Source organism: Paraburkholderia atlantica, assembly GCF_000092885.1.
Classification (GTDB): Bacteria; Pseudomonadota; Gammaproteobacteria; order Burkholderiales; family Burkholderiaceae; genus Paraburkholderia; species Paraburkholderia atlantica.
The window spans coordinates 825,888-842,903 of sequence record NC_014118.1 but is presented as its reverse complement, the minus strand read 5'-3'; the positions used below and the strand labels follow the sequence as shown (position 1 = coordinate 842,903).

Sequence of the window (17,016 nt, the reverse complement as noted above, 5' to 3'; positions counted from 1 at the left end):
CACGGGCAATTACGCGTCGCTGTGGCCGTCTGCAACTGGGAGACAGCGATGGGTATCAATGTAAATGGCCAACTGGTCGGCAGCGGAGTCGATCTGAATGCGGGCGACTCCGCGTTCTGGTGGGTGGGTCCGATGAACTACGGCGAAATCCTGTGGGCGGCAGCGATCCCCCTGTCGGGACTGCCGTGGGACAAGAACATCGAAGTCCGCAACCTTTCCAACGATTGCGACGCCGAAGGCAATCGCGTCGTGTTGCTGGAGGTGCATAACAAGAGCGCAACCGACTTTGCTTCCTACGGACTCTTCATTGCGTGGACCGACGCAATTTAAACCGGGCTGCTGTGCATCCGCCCAATACCATCGAACATGACGAGGAGTCCCCCATGAAGGTACATATCGAATACGATCAGCAAGGCAATATCAAAGCGGTCGCCGTGCTGGCGAGCGGCGGCGAAAAGCGCGGGATGCTCAAGGCGAGCGCTGGCCACAGCATCGCGGAAGTCGATTTTCCCGACGGCAAACACCCCGGCGATCTGGATCATTTGAAGGAGATTCGCCAGCGCTATCGCGTCGAGCCGCATGCCGGCAGTCATCGGCTGGCGGAAAAATAGTCGGCTCGCCACCGCCTCCAGGGAGGCGGTTTCTATTGCCCACGCTAGGCCGCGACGGCGGCCGGCAGCTTCGCCGCTTCGATCAACGACAACGCGCGCCGCGGGTCGTCGAGTTCGGTCAGGCACAACAGCGCGAGGCGCGCCAGATACAGCGACGCCTGCGCTTCGCCTTCGTGGGTCAGCGTGTTGCACAGCGTCGTATAGACGAGGTCGAGATCGGAATCGGTCATGGTGTCGAGGGTCCTTGCGCGTTAGTTCTGCTGTGTCAGCGTGGCATCGAGCGCGTGCTGCACGGCCGCCGCGCTGCCGTCTCGCCAGCGCGCCAGCACGTGGCCGTCGGGGCGGATCAGATAGACGGTGCCGGGCTGCGCGTCGAGCATGTCGTGCAGGCGGCCGGTCGGGTCGACCACGCGAGGGCCGTTTGCCGATTGCGCTTCGGCCGTGACGATATCGATCAGGCTGAATGGAATGCCCTGGCCGGCTAGCGTGCTTTGCAGTTGCTGCCACGACTCACCGTCGTTCGCGTGGTCTGCGTCGAAGCGCAGCGCCGTGAAGCACGGGCCGAGCAGATCGGTTAGATGAATGCCGAACCGTGCGCCATCTTGCGATTGATTCAGCAGCCTGCATTCGGGCAGCACGGTGCCCGGCGCGGGGCCGCGATCGAACGCATCGCCCTTGTCGCCCGCGAAGTTCAGCGGCGATTGCCGATACGCGATCGCATGCGTCTGGCGCGGATTGATCAGCGGCCGCACCGCTGCATGCCGCTCGGCGAGCCCGAGCACGGCCGTGCGCAGCAGATCGAACGCGAAGGTCGGCGGCGCCATGAATTCGGTGCTTTTCATGCCGTAGCTCAGATTCTCGCGCGCCGCGTACACACGTTCGTCGCTATAGCTATCGAGCAGCGCTGGCGATGCACTGCCATTGATCACGCAGCCGAGCTTCCAGCCGAGATTGTCGGCGTCGTCGATGCCGGAGTTCGCGCCGCGCACGCCGAAGATGGGCACCAGATGCGCGGCGTCGCCCGCGAATAGCACGTTGCCATGCCGGTAGCGCTCGAGCGTCAGCGCATTGGCCTTGTAGATCGTGATCCAGATCGGCGACCACGCGCCGGTTTCGCCCATCGAGTCGAGCAGGTTTTGCACGCGCGGGATCACGTTCTCGGGCAGCACGGCGGCGTCGGGGTCTTCGTCGTCGCGCAACTGATAGTCGATGCGCCACACGTTGTCGGGCTGCTTGTGCACGAGCACCGTCGAGCCCCGATTCGACGGCGGATCGAAATAAGCGAGGCGTTCTGTCGCGCGCGTGCTGTCGAGTTCGATATCGACGATCACGTAGCGGCCTTCGTAAGTCGTGCCGGTGAGCTTCAGCCCGAGCAGATCGCGGATCGTGCTGCGTCCGCCGTCGCAGGCGACGACCCACGCGGCGTCCATCTGCCAGTTCGTGCCTTGCGGATCGTCAGATCCGGCGCTGCGCAGCGTCAAGGTCGCGCCGCCTTGCGGCCGTTGCGCGAGGCCCGTCACACGCGTTTGCCAACGCACGTCGATCAGATCGGCGTGCCGTTCGATCTCGTCGAGCAGCAACTGCTCGATCTGATACTGAGCGATATTGATCATTGGCGGCAGCGATTGCTCGTCGTCCTGATGCATCGCGAAGCGAAACACCTCGGTGTCGCGATAGAAGCTGCGCCCGCCGGTCCACGCCAGCCCCTTTTGCAGAAATCCATCGACGACGCCGAGCCGCTTGAAGATTTCGAGACTGCGCCGCGAGATGCAGATTGCGCGGCTGCCGGTGCAGACGCTGTCGTCGGCCTCGATCAGCACCGAGCGCACGCCCTGGCGCGCGAGCGCAAGCGCGAGCGTCATGCCGCCCGGGCCGCCGCCGACGATCGCGACGGCGCGCGTTTGTGGATCGCGTCCGTCGACGAGCGGCGGCACCGCGGCCGGATAACGGCGCGGCGCGAACGGATAGGGCTTGAACGGGCGGGTCATGCGTGTCTCCAGGTTGCTTGCGTTATCGGTGCAGTATGCGTCGGCGTGCGCGCGCGGCTGTCCACATTTTGGGTACAACGCCGCGCCGCATGACGAGTGGTAGCAATCTGGACCTTCGCTCCTCGTTAGTCGTCCAGACACGCGCGCAAGGTCCACGCGAGGCCCGCTTCGGCTGCATTGGCGATGTTGGCGTCGCCACGCCGCTGAACGGCACGGTGGATGTCGCGGGCCCGGACCGCGAACCGTTCGCCGCGCTGATTCTTGACAATTCAATCTTCGTACCTATCCTTACCAAAACTTGGCAACAACTCAATCGCGTGCGCACAACCTGTAAGGCCAACGACTGTTCGGGGGGATGCTGTCCAAAATTAACGTCGATGGGCCGGTCTGCCGAAGTCGAGCTCGTGTGAGCTGGCAAACTTCCACCGGCGGGTGATGGAGGGGCCGTCATGGCTGCAAGATCGATTCACCGCGCGTCGTTAAGTACGTTGGCCGGCGGCGCGCGCGGTCGATTGACGATTCCACAGGCGCCCCGGCGTCAGCGACTCAACTCTTTGTGCATCCTCCATGCCATCTGGCTCTTAGGCCTGTCACCCGTGCCGGTATTGGCGCAGCAGACGGTGACAGAACGACCCAATCTCTCCGGCAGCGAAACGATCGACAACCCCGCCAACAACGTCCTGTTCGTTGGCACCGATAACACGAGCACCAGCTTCTCCGGCACGATCAACAACGCCGGCGTTGCGAGCGATCCAACGTCCCAACAAGGCCAGTTCGTCAAAACGGGGAGCGGAACACTGACGATCGACGGCGCAACGATCCGGGGCGGCTCGGCATTCGTGATCGGCGGTGGACTGGCGGCGACGAGCAGCAACGCCGCCATCGACTATCTTTCGCTGGGCTTGGGCAATGCTTCAACGCTTCCCGGATCGACGTCGTCTGGCACGTTGAACGTGAACGGCGGCACGCTCACGTTCAACTCTGCGCTCCAGCTCGGCGACTTCGGCGGCACAGGCACGGTGACGCAGACCGCGGGCAACGTCGTCTTCGGTACGCCGGGCACGCCGGTGTCGCTGAACATCGGCAACCAGGGCGGTACCGGCATCTATAACCTGGCAGGCGGAACGGTCAGATTCGGCAACAGCACCACCGACTTCGTGACGCTCGGCCGCAATACGCAAGGCAACCCGAGCAGCGGCACGCTCGACCTGAGCGGCGGCACCTTCAACGTGGCGAACGGGACGCTGTTCATCGGCTCGAACGTCCCGTCCACCGGTAGCCAGGGCACCGGTACGATCAACCAGACCGGCGGCACCCTGGCAATCGGCGGCGCGTCGAGGCTGTTCCTCGCGGCGGCCGGCAACGGCACGTATAACCTGTCGGGCGGCACACTGCAGATTGGCGGAAGCTCGCTGCTCGGCGACTTCAACAATCTGGGCGCCACCTATGCGTTCAATCTCGGTGGAGGAACGATACAGGTGGTGGGCTCGGCGCTGAGCGCAGGCGTCAACGCAACGCTGGTTGGCGGCACGACGTCGACCATCGACACCAACAGCATCGGCGCGACATGGTCCGGCGTGCTCTCCGGCAGCGGAGCACTGACCAAGGCCGGCAACGGCGTGCTCACGCTGACCAATGCGAATACCTATACCGGCATGACGACCATCTCTGCCGGCACGCTGGCTCTGACGGGCAGCGGCAGCATCAACTTGACCAGCGGGATGATAAACAACGGCACCTTCGATATTTCGGGCGTCACAACCACTCCGATTCCGGGAGTCGCGACGGGCGTCGTGCCGCTGCCGAACCTGTCGGGCAGCGGCACCGTGATCGACGGCACGAACATACTGGTGGTTGGCACCGACAACACCAGCAGCAGTTTCTCCGGCGCGATCATTAATACCGGCACCGCGAGCGACGCGCTGCACGGTATCTTCGTCAAGACTGGCGCAGGGACGTTCACGATCAACGGTGCGCGGATTCAGGGCGGCTCGGCTTTTGTAGTGGGCGGTGGCCTGGCGGTCACGAGCGGCAGCACCGCGATCGACTATCTTTCGCTGGGCCTCGGCAATACGCTGGCGACGCAGGTTCCCGGATCGACGTCGTCTGGCACGTTGAACGTGAGCGGCGGCACGCTCACGTTCAACTCTGCGCTCCAGCTCGGTGACTTCGGCGGCACAGGCACGGTGACGCAGACCGCGGGCAACGTCGTCTTCGGTACGCCGGGCACGCCGGTGTCGCTGAACATCGGCAACCAGGGCGGTACCGGCATCTATAACCTGGCAGGCGGAACGGTCAGATTCGGCAACAGCACCACCGACTTCGTGACGCTCGGCCGCAATACGCAAGGCAACCCGAGCAGCGGCACGCTCAACCTGAGCGGCGGCACCTTCAACGTGGCGAACGGGACGCTGTTCATCGGCTCGAACGTCACGTCCACCGGTAGCCAGGGCACCGGTACGATCAACCAGACCGGCGGCACCCTGGCAATCGGCGGCGCGTCGAGGCTGTTCCTCGCGGCGGCCGGCAACGGCACGTATAACCTGTCGGGCGGCACACTGCAGATTGGCGGAAGCTCGCTGCTCGGCGACTTCAACAATCTGGGCGGCACCTATGCGTTCAATCTCGGTGGAGGAACGATACAGGTGGTGGGCTCGGCGCTGAGCGCAGGCGTCAACGCAACGCTGGTCGGCGGCACGACGTCGACCATCGATACCAACGGCCTCGGCGCGACATGGTCCGGCGTGCTCTCCGGCAGCGGAGCACTGACCAAGGCCGGCAACGGCGTGCTCACGTTATCCGGCCAGAACATGTTTACCGGTCCGACGAACGTTCGCAATGGCGTGCTCAATCTGACCGGCTCGTTGCAATCGCCGGTCAATGTGGAGGCGAACGGAACCCTGGGCGGTACAGGAACCGAGCTGAACACCGTCACCAATGCGGGAACGGTTGAGCCGGGCTTCGGGCTCCCGGCAGGGCAATTCGGTGCGATCACTGTCAAGAATTTTGTGGGCGCCGGCGGCACGCTCGCGCTGCGCACGTTCCTCGGTCTGGATGGCTCGCCGTCGGACAGGCTCATCATCAACGGCGGCAGTGCCGACCCTTCAGCCGTGCGCATCACGAACGCAGGCGGCGCCGGTGGGTTGACGACGGGCAACGGCATTCTCGTCGTCGAGACAACCAACGGCGGCACCACGGCGCCGGACGCCTTTACGCTCGTCGGCGAGGCGCGCGGTGGCGCCAAAGACTATCGTTTGTTTCGCGGTGGCCTCAACAGCAGCCATCCCGAGGACTGGTTTCTGCGCTCGTCGTTCGTCGTGCCACCCCCGCCGGGCGGAGGCGAAGAGGAACCGGGAACAGGACCTGGCACCGAGCCCCCACCGGAACCGCTGCCGCCAGGCGTCTACCCGATCATCGGGCCGGAACTGGCCACTTATGGCGTAGTTCAACCGGTCGCCCGGCAGATGGGTGTCGAGATGCTCGGCACGCTGCATGAGCGCATCGGCGACACGCTCACGACACAGAGCGGCGCCGCGGGCGGCTCGGGCTGGGCAAGCTCCGCCTGGGGACGCGTTTTCGGCGGCCAGATCGACAACCGCTATGGGGCTTACGCCGGGCCGCGGGTGAGCGGCGGAGTCGGAGGCTTGCAGACCGGTCTCGACGTATGGCGCGGAAGCATCTGGCCCGGTCATCGCGACGCTGCAGGCGTGTACTTTGCGTACGGCTACGGCAGTGCGGATGTCGATGGCCTCGTCACCAACGCGCCGGCAACCGGATATGCGCTGGAGCACACCGGCTCGATGCATCTGAATGCGTATACAGGCGGTGGCTACTGGACGCACTACGGCCCGAGTGGCTGGTATCTCGATGCGGTCGTGCAGGGTACGTACTACGACGGCGCCGCGACGACGCAGTTTGCGAATCTGCCGGTCCGGGGTACGGGCTTCGCGACATCCCTCGAGGGGGGCTATCCGATCCCGCTGCCGTTCGGCCCGGGTTTCGAGCTGGAGCCGCAGGCGCAGATCATTTGGCAGCATGTGTCGTTCAACGATGCGAACGATGGTCTGGGTGAAGTCTCCCTCGGCTCCACTTCGGGCGCGAGTGGCCGCCTCGGCGTGCGCGGGAAGTGGACCATCGAAGGCGGCAATGGAGCGGTGTGGCAGCCGTATGTGCGCGCCAACGTGTGGCGGGATTTCAATGCCCAGGCCACCACGACCTTCTCCAATGACCCAGTGCCGCTAAATGTGCAGGCCACCCGACTGGAGTTCGCCGGCGGTGTCACCGCAAAGATCAAGGAGCGGCTCAACCTGTACGGACAGTTCGGCTACCAGTTTGCCGTGAGTGGAAACAGCAATGTCCGCCGTAGCGGTGTCGAGGGCGATCTCGGCGTGCGCTACCAATGGTAGCGCCGCTCGCTAAACGTGCAAGGTGTCTTCAGGCTGGCGCAGCGTCAACCTGCCCAGCCTCAGCCCGCGCTGGCCGTCTGCGATTGCTGCCGCATGGGTTGCCCGCTCGTCGCAGCGTGACATGCCTGGATCATCGCGCGGAACGTCGGCGACGCATGCAACTCGCCGCCCGCATCAAGCTCGACGCTGTCGTCCGGCGCATCGCCGACGCCGAGCACCAGCGTCGCGCGTGGCCGCCATTCGCGCGTGCGCCGCAGCATGTTGCGCAGATACGGCGGCGACTCGGGCGCGTCGAGCGACACGATGCAGATGATCGACGTGTCCTTGAAGCTCGGCTCATCGGCGCGCGCGCTGCGATAGCCCGAGTGCGTCGCCATCAGCGGCGCGAAACCCTGGCGGTTCAGCAGTTGCACGGCGATGGCCGTCGTCACTTCGTCGAATGCGCCGCGGCCGGGCACGCACAACACCGCCGCCTTGCCCGCTTCGTCCAACTGTGGCGAGCGCGACAGCAGATCGCTGCCGTAGCGCTCGGAGGCACCCGCGCCCGGCGACGCCAGGTCCGGCGCCCCCGCAAGCAGCGCGTTACCCGCATCCGCTGGTTCGGCCGGTGACAGCGTGTCGCGCAGCCCGTCGGCGATTTCGAGGTTCTCGACGATATCGACGAGCGCGTCGTTGATCCGCTGCAACTGCTCGGGCATCAGCACCCCGCGCTGCGCGTCGTTGCGCGCGAGCCGCAGGCCTTCGAGCGCGACCTTGTCGTAGTAGTCGATCAGCGACATCTCGCGCAGCAGCCGTTCGGCCTGCACGATCGCCTCGTGCGGATCGTCGGCGAGCAGGCGCTGATAGAAGTTCTGCGCGGGCGTCAGCGCGGGCTGATCGCCGAGCAGCACGGTCAGAAAGTTCAAGCGGTCCGCGTAGCGCCCGAGCGTGACGACGCACAGCGTGAGCGGCGTCGACAGCACGAGGCCGACCGGCCCCCACAGCCAGCTCCAGAAAATCGCCGCGACCACCACCGCGAGCGGCGACAGGCCCGAGCGATGACCGTACAGCAGCGGCTCGGCGATCTGCCCGGCGACTACATCGACGACGATGAACAGGATCAGCGTGAGGACCGCCATCGTCCATTGCGGCTGGATCGCGGCCGCGAGAAACACCGCGAGGATCGCGGCGATCCAGATGCCGATGTACGGCACGAAGCGCAGCAAAGCGGCGATCACGCCGAACAGCAGCGCGCCCGGTACGCCGATGATCGCCAACCCGATCGCGATGATGCCGCCCGCGCTCAGATTCACGCCGAGCTGCGCGACGAAATAGCGTGACAGGCGCCCGGCGGCATCGTTGATCGCGGTGGTGGTGCGGTGCAGGTCGCGCGAGCCGAACAGGCTGATCAGACGGTCGCGCAAATCCTCGCGCTGCAACAGGATGAAGATCGTCACGACGAGCACGATGAAGGTCGTCTCGATCGGCGCGATGGCCGGCGTCAGCGCACGCTGCGCGAGCTGCACCGGCGTCGGCGCGGGCTCGTGCACCTCGACCTGTTGCGGCACTTGCGGCGCGTTGCGCGCGGCGCGGCCGGTCGGGCGCGGCGGCGCCGGGCGCGACGGCGCCATGCGCTGCAGCGCGCTGGCAGCGCTGCTCATCAGCGAATCGGCGCGGCCCACGGTCTTTTCCTGCACCGTTTCGATCTTTTGCTCGATCGCTTCCTGGTACTGCGGCAGGGCGTTCGCGAGCTGCACGAGCTGCGCGCCGATCAGCGCGCCGATAGCGAGCAGCGACGCGAGAGCGAACAGCACCGCGATGAAGATCGACGGCAACTGGCCCATGTGCAGACGCCGCAACATCTGCACGAGCGGCGCGAGCAGGAAGCTCAGCAGCACCGACAACGTGATCGGAATCAGCACCTCCCGGCCGAAGTACAGCGCGCACACGACCACCACGCCGGTGATGAGCGACACGAGGCCATGCAGGCCCGGCGTGCCCGGCGGATAAACGCGGTTGGGGCGCCCATGCGGCGGCGGCAGCGATATTTTCATGTAAACACAATTCCGGTTGGGACGCGTTGACGACCGAGCGGAGTTCTGGTCGTCCGCAAGACATATGCCCGAATTGTAGGCGGTTTGGTGGTAGCAGGGCTCACGCGCAGCCTCGCGGCGGGTCGCTCGAGGAGCGCGAGTCGTCAGCCTACGTGCACTCGCAACATCTCCAGCAACTGCGAACTCGCGTACAGCAGCAAACCGATGAATCCCCCGACGATCGTCCCATTGATGCGGATGTACTGCAGATCCTTGCCGATATTCATCTCGACCTGCCGTGACATCTCATGCGCGTCCCAGTTCTTCACGGTATCGCTGATATGGCGCGTGAGGAACTGCGCGAAGTCGGGCGCCATCGCGCGCGCGGCTTCTTCGAGATGATCGTTCAGCGATTGCCGCAGCGCTGGATCGCGCGCGAGTTCGCGGCCGACCCACGCGCCCATCGCGGCGACCCGCGCATGCAGCGCCGAGTCGGCGCTTTGCAGATCGCGCTTGAGCCACGCGCGCAGTTCTCCCCACATGTCCTTCACGTAGGCGCTGAAAGCCTCGCCTTCGACCAGATAGCGCTTCAGCGCTTCGCCCTGTTGCAGGAAAACCGGATCGGTCTTCAGCCGCACGATCAGCTTCTGCACCGCCCGGTCGAACTTGTCGCGCAGTTCGTGGGTGGGGTTCTCGGCGATCTGTTCGAGCATACGGTTCGCGGCGCTCGCGATCGCTTCGGCGCCCTTGTCGCCGATCCACGCCGACGGCAGAAACTTCTCCATCGTCGGATACTCGCTCTTCACCCAATCGACGATGCGCCCGGCAATGAATTCGCGCGCAGGCGCCTCGCGCAGCACCGCGATCACCTGATCGATCGCGGTGTCGAGCAGTTCCTGATGACGGCCGTCGCGCGTCAGCGTGTCGAGGATGGCGCCGAGCGATTGCGACAGATCGACCTTCGCGAGCACGTCGCGCAAGCCGTCCTTGATGAAGTTCTGGATGCGCGCGTCGTCGGCCACCTCGAGGATGCCGCCGGTGAGCCGCACCACGTAGTCGCCGAGACGCTCGGTGTTGGCGGACTCGCCCAGCCACACGGTGATGGTCTGTGCCGGATCGTGCCGGCGGATCAAACCGACCAGCGACGGCACGTCGAGAAACTTGTCCTGCACGAAGTCCGCGAGGTTGTCGGCGATCTTGTGCTTGTTGCGCGGAATGATCGCGGTGTGCGCGGACACGACCGGAATCGGCACACGGCGAAACAGCGCCGCGACCGCGAACCAGTCGGCGAGCGCGCCGACCATCGCGGCCTCGGCGACGGCCTTGATGCCGTCGACCCACAGGCCGCGCGGCAGGAACGCGGTGACGACGAAAACGCAGGCGGCCGCGAGCAGCAGCAGTAAAGGCGTGCGCTTGGCTTTCTTCAGTTCGGTGGTCTTGTCCATCGGGCGCGGTTGATCGTATCGGCGGCGGCTGAAAGGTGCGGGGCTCAGCCGGTTCGGTTGCAATGATGCGGTACGGCCCGCGCACGCGTCCAGCCTCGATACGCACGCGCAATACGCGCCGGGGCTTCGGCAAGGTAACATTCGCGGTTGGGCTCGTCGTCGAGCGCCCACGCAACACGACGCAACGCAAACGCAATGGAGGCACAGTGATCAGGTTTCTGCACACCGCGGATTGGCAGATCGGCACGCAGTTCGGTCAGTTCGAACCGGACGAGGCCGCGCATCTCAGCGAAGCGCGCTTCGACACGGTGCGCCGCATCGCCGAAGAAGCGGCCGCGCGCAACGTCGACGCGGTGCTGGTCGCGGGCGACGTGTTCGACCTGCAGACGGTGTCGGACACCGTGATCCGTCGTTTGTTCGCCGCGCTGCAAGCGTTTTCCGGAACGTGGGTCATGCTGCCGGGCAATCACGACGCGGCGCTCGTCGAAAGCGTGTGGACCCGCGCGCAGCGGCTCAATTGCGTGCCGCCGAACGTGCGCGTCGTGCTCGAAAGCGGCGTCGTGCTGCTCGACGCGTGCCGTTGCGCGCTGTTATGCGCGCCGCTCACGCAGCGCATCACCTACGACGACACCACCGCCTTCTTCGATTCCGTTGAGACGCCGCCCGGCTATCACCGCGTGGGGCTCGCGCATGGCAGCGTCGGCGGCATTCTGCAGGAGGGCATCGACTCGTCGAACCCGATCGCGCCGACGCGCGCCGTGAGCGCGCGGCTCGACTATCTGGCGCTCGGCGACTGGCACGGCCATCTGCGCGTCGACGAACGCACGTGGTACGCGGGCACGCACGAACAGGACCGTTTCCGCGCGAACGAGCCGGGCTTCGTGCTCGACGTCACCGTCAGCGATCCCGGCGCGGTGCCGCAGGTCGATGTGGTTCGAATCGGGCGATACCGGTGGCATCGCTGGGACGAGACGATTTCGGTGCCGACCGACATCGACGCACTGAAAGCCCGCCTCGTCGAACTCGGCGCGAATGACGTGCTGCGCATCGAGGTCGACGGCACCGCGGCGCTCGCCGATGCCGAGGCGCTGCGTGTCGCGGTCGAAGAGGCTCGCGCCCGCGTGCGCGCGTTGCGTGCCGATCTGAGCAGCCTGCACGTGCTGCCCACCGCCGACGATCTCGCCGAACTCGGCGCGCAAAGCGGCTACCTCGCGAAGGTGGTGGCACGGCTGCGCGGCTTGCAGGAAGACGCCCAGGCCGATCCGCAACAGGCGCGGCGCGCGGCCGAAGCGTTGCTGCTGCTGGCGCGTTTTCAGCGCGAACAGTGGCACCGCGATTCCCATGCCGCGCCGCCCGCGCAGGCGCGCGAACGGCAACCTGAAGCGCCGCGTGAAGGAGCCTGCGCATGAAGCTGCAACGTATTGCGATTCAGGAATTCAGGCAGTTCGGCGGGCAGATCGTGATCGACGATCTGCAGCCCGGTCTGAACCTGTTCGTCGGCCCGAACGAGGCCGGCAAAAGCACGATTGCCGAAGCGGTCCGCACGGTGTTCCTCGAACGCTACAAGGCCTCGCATCTGAAGGACCTGTTGCCGTGGGGACTCGCGAACGGGCAACCGTCGGTCGAGGTCAGCTTCGAACTCGATGGGGTGGCGTGCCGTCTGTCGAAGCAGTTCGTGTCGCGTCAGCGCTGCGAGCTGAGAATCGGCCAGGCCGTGTATAGCGAGGACGAAGCCGAAGACAAGCTCGCCGCGCTGCTCGGCTTTTCGCGCGCGGCGCGCGGTCCGATGAAAGCCGAAAACGCCGGCGTGCCGGGTCTGTTGTGGGTGCAGCAAGGCGGCACGCAGGAGATGCGCGATTCGACCGGGCACGCGGCGCAGTATCTGCGCGACGCGCTCACGCAACTGTCGGGCGGCCGCGAAGCGGGTGGCGAGGACGCGCTGATCGCGGCCGTGCAGCGCGAGCTGCGGCAACTGCTGACCGCGCGCACGCAGAAATCGACCGGGCCGCTTGCGGAGGCCGAGCAGAAGCTGGCGACGCTGATCGCGAGCCGCGACGAGCTGCAACAGCAGCGCCAGCAGTTCGACGACAACATCGCGCGCCTCGCCTCGCAACAGCAGGCATTCGACGACGCCGAGCGCCGGCGTCCGTGGGAGCTTCACGAGCAGAAGGCCGCGCTCGCGCAGCAACGCGCCGCGGCGGTCGAGCAACTCGAACGTGGCCTCGAAGGGCTCGCGCAGTCGCTGAAGATCGGTGAGGCCGAACTCGCGTTGTCGGTGCAGCAGGAACAGGGCGCGCTCGACATGGAGGCGGCGCTCGCGCGCGAACGCGAGCAACTCGACGCGGCGCGCGCCGAAGTCGCGGCCGCGCAAACCGCGCATGCGCAGGCCGAAAGCCGTGTAGCGCAATTCGAGCAGGCAGCGGCCGAGGCGAACCGTGCGCTCGAACTCGCGAACGCGGCCGTGACCGCTGCCGATCTGCGCAGCCAGGTCGATTTCTATCGGGCGGAGAGCCAGCGGCTCGAAGCGTCGATCGGCGAGGCGGACAAGGCGAACGCTGCCGTCTTGCAGGCGGCGCGCGACGCCGCGGCGCTCGAACTCGACGACGCGCAGTTCAAGCGCCTCGTCACGCTCGACGGCGAGTTGACCGTGCTGCGCGCGCGGACCGAAGCGGCGATGACGCGCATCGAGTACAGCTTGAACGGCGATTTGCGCGTCGGCGATCAGACGATCGGCGGCACGGGCGTACTGCGTGTCGATGAAGAAAAGCGCATCGGCCTCGGCGAGCTCGGCGAATTGCGCGTTATTCCGGGTGTGTCCGATCTGTCCGCGCGGTTGTCGGAGCTGGCGTCGCTCGAGACGCAGCACGCACAGTTGCTGCGGTCGCTCGGCGTCGCGTCGGTGGATGATGCGCAGGCGCGTCACGAGCAATGGAAAACGCTGGTCGCGCAACAGAAGAGCCAGGCCAGGATACTCGAGGTCCATGCACCGCACGGCATCGATGCGTTGCGCGCGGCGCTGGCATCGACGGCGGCGCGCTTGCAGGCATCGAGCGAGCGCCTTGCCGGTCTGCCCGACGTATCCGCGGCGCCACCGCTCGACGACGCGCGCCGCAACGCCGACATCGCGCGCGACGCGTTGGAGACCGCGCGCAAGGTGCTCGCACAGGCGGCGGGCGCGCAATCCACCGGCGTCGCGAAGGCCGATTCGCTCGCGACGCAGCTGCAACGCAAGGAAGCGCAGCTCAACGACGAAGCGTTCCGGCGCAACCGCGCGCAATGGCAGGCGCACATCGTCGAGCAGCGCGTGAAAGTCGATGCGCTGAAGAACCAGCGCGGCGAGCGCGAACGCGAACTAGATACGGCGCGGCTGGACGATCCCGTGGCGGAGGCGAAGCGCTATCGCGCATCGGCGGAACTCGCGCGCAACGAGCAGCACGAGCGTCAACTGCGGATCGCGGAACTGCGTAGCCAGCTCGAAACGATGGGTGCATCGGGTCTCGGCGAACGGCTTGCCGCGCTCGAAGCGCAGGTCGAGCAGGCCACGCGCCGCAAGGACGAACTGAGCCTGCGCGCGAGCGCGCTGAGTCTGCTCGATGAAGTGCTGGTCGACGAACGCGACGCCGCGCTCGCGCAGCTGCGCGCGCCGTTGACCGAGCGGCTCGGTCACTATCTGAAGCGGATTTTTCCGCAGTCGAGCCTTGCGCTCGGCGACGATCTGATTCCGGCGATGCTCGATCGCGACGGCCGCGCGGAACTGCTCGACGCGCTGAGCTTCGGTACGCGCGAACAGCTCGGCATCCTGACGCGGCTCGCGTACGCGGACCTGTTGCAGGCCTCAGGCCGGCCGACGCTGCTGATGCTCGACGATGCCGCGGTCCACACCGATGCCGCGCGCCGCGATGCGCTCAAACGCGTGTTGATCGACGCGGCGACGCGGCATCAGATTCTGGTGTTCACGTGTCATCCGGAGTTGTGGGACGACCTGGGCGTCAGGCAGCGGGCGGTGCAGGATCTGAAGGTGGCATGAGCGGGGCGGGCTGGCACCACCCGGTACGGCCCGCTTACTCGTACCACCGCGGCGTGTACACCCATTGCGCGCCGTTATCGCCGCACGCGAATCTTCTCGTCAGCGACGACCCGACGATCACCATCGTGCGCATATCCACGTCGGCCGAGCGCAGTTCGCCGAGCGTCAGCGTGCGCAGCGTGCCGCCAGGCCGGCCGATGTCGCGCCCGAGCACCACCTGGGTCGATGGCGCGCGATATTCCCGCACGATATCGAGCGCCTTGTCGAGTTGCCACGGACGCGCGCGCGAAATCGGGTTGTAGAACGCCATCACGAGATCGGCTTGCGCCGCATGGCGCAGGCGGGTTTCGATGATCGTCCACGGCTTCAGGTTGTCCGACAGCGACAGCATGCAGAAGTCGTGGCCGAGCGGCGCGCCGGCCTGCGCGGCGGTCGCGAGCGCGGCCGACACGCCAGGTACGATCGATAATTCGACGGCCGCCCATGCGTCGTTGCTCGAAGCTTCGAGCGCTTCGAGCACGGCGGCCGCCATCGCGAACACGCCGGGGTCGCCCGAGGACACCATCACGACCGAGCGGCCTTCGCTCGCGAGCTCGAACGCGTGCCGCGCGCGCTGCATTTCCTCGCGATTGTCGGTGCCGTGCACACGCTGATCCGCGCGCAGCGGGCCGGCCATTTTCACGTAGGTGTCGTAGCCGAGGATGTCGGTCGCTTCGTTCAACGCGGTGCGCGCGGCCGGGACCATCAGTTCGGCGCAGCCGGGGCCGAGGCCGATCACGGTCAGACGGCCGCGGGCACGGCCGAGCGTCGCGGGGTCGATGGCGAGTGAGCAGAGGGCGAGCGCGACGTTCGGGTGTGCGTCGTCGTGCAGCGTTTCGTGGGGGACGCGTAGCGCGGTATGCAGCAAGCGTGCGGCATCCGTTTCGCCCGGTTCGGCGCCAGCATCGGAGAAGCGTAGCGGCACGTCGAGCAGCCTTGCCGCTTGCGCAAGCGCCGGGTCGGTCATGCTCGCCGATGGCCCGAGCAAGGCCGCGAGCGAAAGCATCGCGAGACCGTGCGCTTTCAGTGCCGCGCGCACGCGTGCGACGATCGCGTCGGCGGAATCGGCATCGACGCTGACGACAGCCGCCACCACGCTGCGTGGATGAATCACGAGCTCGTCTTCACGCCCATCCCACGCGCGCGGCGTCACGCGAATCGCGAGACGCGCCGACTCCGAGCGCGGCAGTTGCGCGTCGTCGAGCCACGGCGCGTCGCCTTCGATGCGCGTGCTTTCGCCCGCGAGCAGATCCGACACGAAGCGCTTGCCCTGGCCGAGATCGGCGAGCGCATAGCCATCGGGCGGATTGAGCACGCAGGTGCCGAAGCGCAACTCGCCGCTCGTCGTGATCGCGGGCTGCACGGCCAACGCAGCGGCGATGTCGCGCGCCATCAAGTTGACGCCCGCGAGGCCACCGAGCAGCGGCACGACCGCGCTGCCGTCCTCGGCGACCGCGAGTACCGGCGGCTCGGCACCCTTGTTCGACAGCAGCGGCGCGAGGCAGCGAATCACGATGCCGGCCGCGCACAACGCGACGATCGGCGTGCCGCGCGCATACAGCTCGCGCAGTTGGGCGCCGAGTTCGCTGTACGACACGTCGGCCTCGACGCGGCCTTGCAGCGCGTGGACCTGACACGCCGTAGCAACGCCGGCCGCGGCATGCGCGTCACGCTCGACATACAGCGCCTGAATCCGCCGCGCCGTCGCGAGCGCGCCGGTGCCGAGAATCACGATCGCGGGCGCGTTCATCCTTGCCATTTCTGCCCCGGCACGACCAGCAGCGAAAAATACGGCGACGCCATCGGATCGACTTCGGCGAGCGGCACGATGCGCTGATTGCGCATCGTCGCGCGCTCGACATACAACGCGCGCTGCGCGAGTCCGAGTTCGTCGAGCACGCGCCGCACCTTGTCGAAATTGCGGCCGAGTTTCATGATGACCGCCGCGTCGGCATCGGCCAGGCGGCGGCGCAATTCATCTTCGGGCAGCACGCCCGACAGCACCGACAAGCTCTGATTGCGATACACGAGCGGCGCGCCGAGCACCGCCGCGCCGCCGAGCATCGAGCACACGCCGGGCACCACCTCACTGTCGTAGCGTGCCGCGAGCCGGTCGTGCAGATACATGTACGAGCCATAGAAGAACGGATCGCCTTCGCAGACCACGGCGACGTCGCGGCCCGCGTCGAGATGGCCCGCGACGACTTCGGCGGCGGTGTCGTAGAAGTCCGCGATGATCGCTTCATACGACAGCGGCGGTTCGAGCGCTTCGGTCGTGACCGGATAGACGAGCGGCAGATGCCGCTGCGCGTCGTGCAGATGCGCCTCGATGATGCCGAACGCGTTGCCCTTCTTGCCCTTCGCGACGAAATACGCGACCACCGGCGCCGCTTTCAGCAGCCGCAGCGCCTTCAACGTCAGCAATTCCGGATCACCGGGACCGACACCGATACCGTACAGCCGTCCGCGACTCGTTATCTGGCTCCTC

At 66.5% G+C, this 17,016-nt stretch carries 11 protein-coding genes; 5 read left to right on the top strand and 6 right to left on the bottom strand.

The genetic code is table 11. The features are described from left to right. Positions 1-48: 48 nt before the first annotated feature. Both BC1002_RS19850 and BC1002_RS19845 read left to right on the top strand, forming a co-directional pair. The gene (locus tag BC1002_RS19850; protein ID WP_013091774.1) at positions 49-330 is read left to right on the top strand and encodes a hypothetical protein; all 282 of its coding nucleotides are present in this window, start codon (positions 49-51) and stop codon (positions 328-330) included. Continuing rightward, positions 312-611, top strand: a complete 300-nt coding sequence (locus BC1002_RS19845; RefSeq protein ID WP_238537997.1) for a hypothetical protein — start codon at positions 312-314, stop codon at positions 609-611. The genes BC1002_RS19850 and BC1002_RS19845 overlap by 19 nt, the downstream gene beginning before the upstream one ends. A 44-nt stretch (positions 612-655) precedes the next feature. Here BC1002_RS19845 and BC1002_RS19840 read toward each other — a convergent pair whose 3' ends face one another. Continuing rightward, complete coding sequence (locus tag BC1002_RS19840) at positions 656-841, bottom strand: hypothetical protein (RefSeq protein ID WP_013091772.1); 186 nt, start codon at positions 839-841, stop codon at positions 656-658. 21 nt (positions 842-862) lie between these two features. Further along, positions 863-2,599, bottom strand: a complete 1,737-nt coding sequence (locus tag BC1002_RS19835; protein WP_013091771.1) for an FAD-dependent oxidoreductase — start codon at positions 2,597-2,599, stop codon at positions 863-865. A gap of 620 nt (positions 2,600-3,219) precedes the next feature. Between BC1002_RS19835 and BC1002_RS35660 the strand changes: the two genes are divergently transcribed. Next, positions 3,220-7,005, top strand: coding sequence for an autotransporter outer membrane beta-barrel domain-containing protein (locus tag BC1002_RS35660; RefSeq protein ID WP_162094069.1), 3,786 nt, complete (start codon positions 3,220-3,222; stop codon positions 7,003-7,005). 59 nt (positions 7,006-7,064) lie between these two features. Here BC1002_RS35660 and BC1002_RS19825 read toward each other — a convergent pair whose 3' ends face one another. Beyond that, positions 7,065-9,038: an AI-2E family transporter gene (locus tag BC1002_RS19825; protein ID WP_013091768.1), complete on the bottom strand. Its 1,974-nt coding sequence runs from the start codon at positions 9,036-9,038 to the stop codon at positions 7,065-7,067. 143 nt (positions 9,039-9,181) lie between these two features. Further along, a complete protein-coding gene (locus BC1002_RS19820) occupies positions 9,182-10,462 on the bottom strand; it encodes a DUF445 domain-containing protein (RefSeq protein ID WP_013091767.1) in 1,281 nt (426 codons plus the stop codon). Between the two features lie 206 nt (positions 10,463-10,668). On the opposite strand from BC1002_RS19820, the gene BC1002_RS19815 reads away from it, so the two are divergent. Together BC1002_RS19815 and BC1002_RS19810 are read left to right on the top strand one after the other, a co-directional pair. Continuing rightward, positions 10,669-11,871 (top strand): metallophosphoesterase family protein, encoded by a 1,203-nt coding sequence (locus tag BC1002_RS19815; RefSeq protein ID WP_013091766.1) that lies wholly within the window; start codon positions 10,669-10,671, stop codon positions 11,869-11,871. Continuing rightward, positions 11,868-14,489 (top strand): AAA family ATPase, encoded by a 2,622-nt coding sequence (locus BC1002_RS19810; RefSeq protein ID WP_013091765.1) that lies wholly within the window; start codon positions 11,868-11,870, stop codon positions 14,487-14,489. Before BC1002_RS19815 ends, BC1002_RS19810 begins: the two co-directional genes overlap by 4 nt. A gap of 34 nt (positions 14,490-14,523) precedes the next feature. On the opposite strand, the gene cobJ is transcribed toward BC1002_RS19810, so the two are convergent. Both cobJ and BC1002_RS19800 read right to left on the bottom strand, forming a co-directional pair. Continuing rightward, positions 14,524-16,278: a precorrin-3B C(17)-methyltransferase gene (gene cobJ, locus BC1002_RS19805; RefSeq protein WP_013091764.1), complete on the bottom strand. Its 1,755-nt coding sequence runs from the start codon at positions 16,276-16,278 to the stop codon at positions 14,524-14,526. Then, positions 16,275-17,006 carry a precorrin-2 C(20)-methyltransferase gene (locus tag BC1002_RS19800; RefSeq protein WP_041735309.1) on the bottom strand — a complete coding sequence of 244 codons (732 nt, stop codon included), beginning with the start codon at positions 17,004-17,006 and terminating at the stop codon, positions 16,275-16,277. The genes cobJ and BC1002_RS19800 overlap by 4 nt, the downstream gene beginning before the upstream one ends. Positions 17,007-17,016 lie beyond the last annotated feature (10 nt).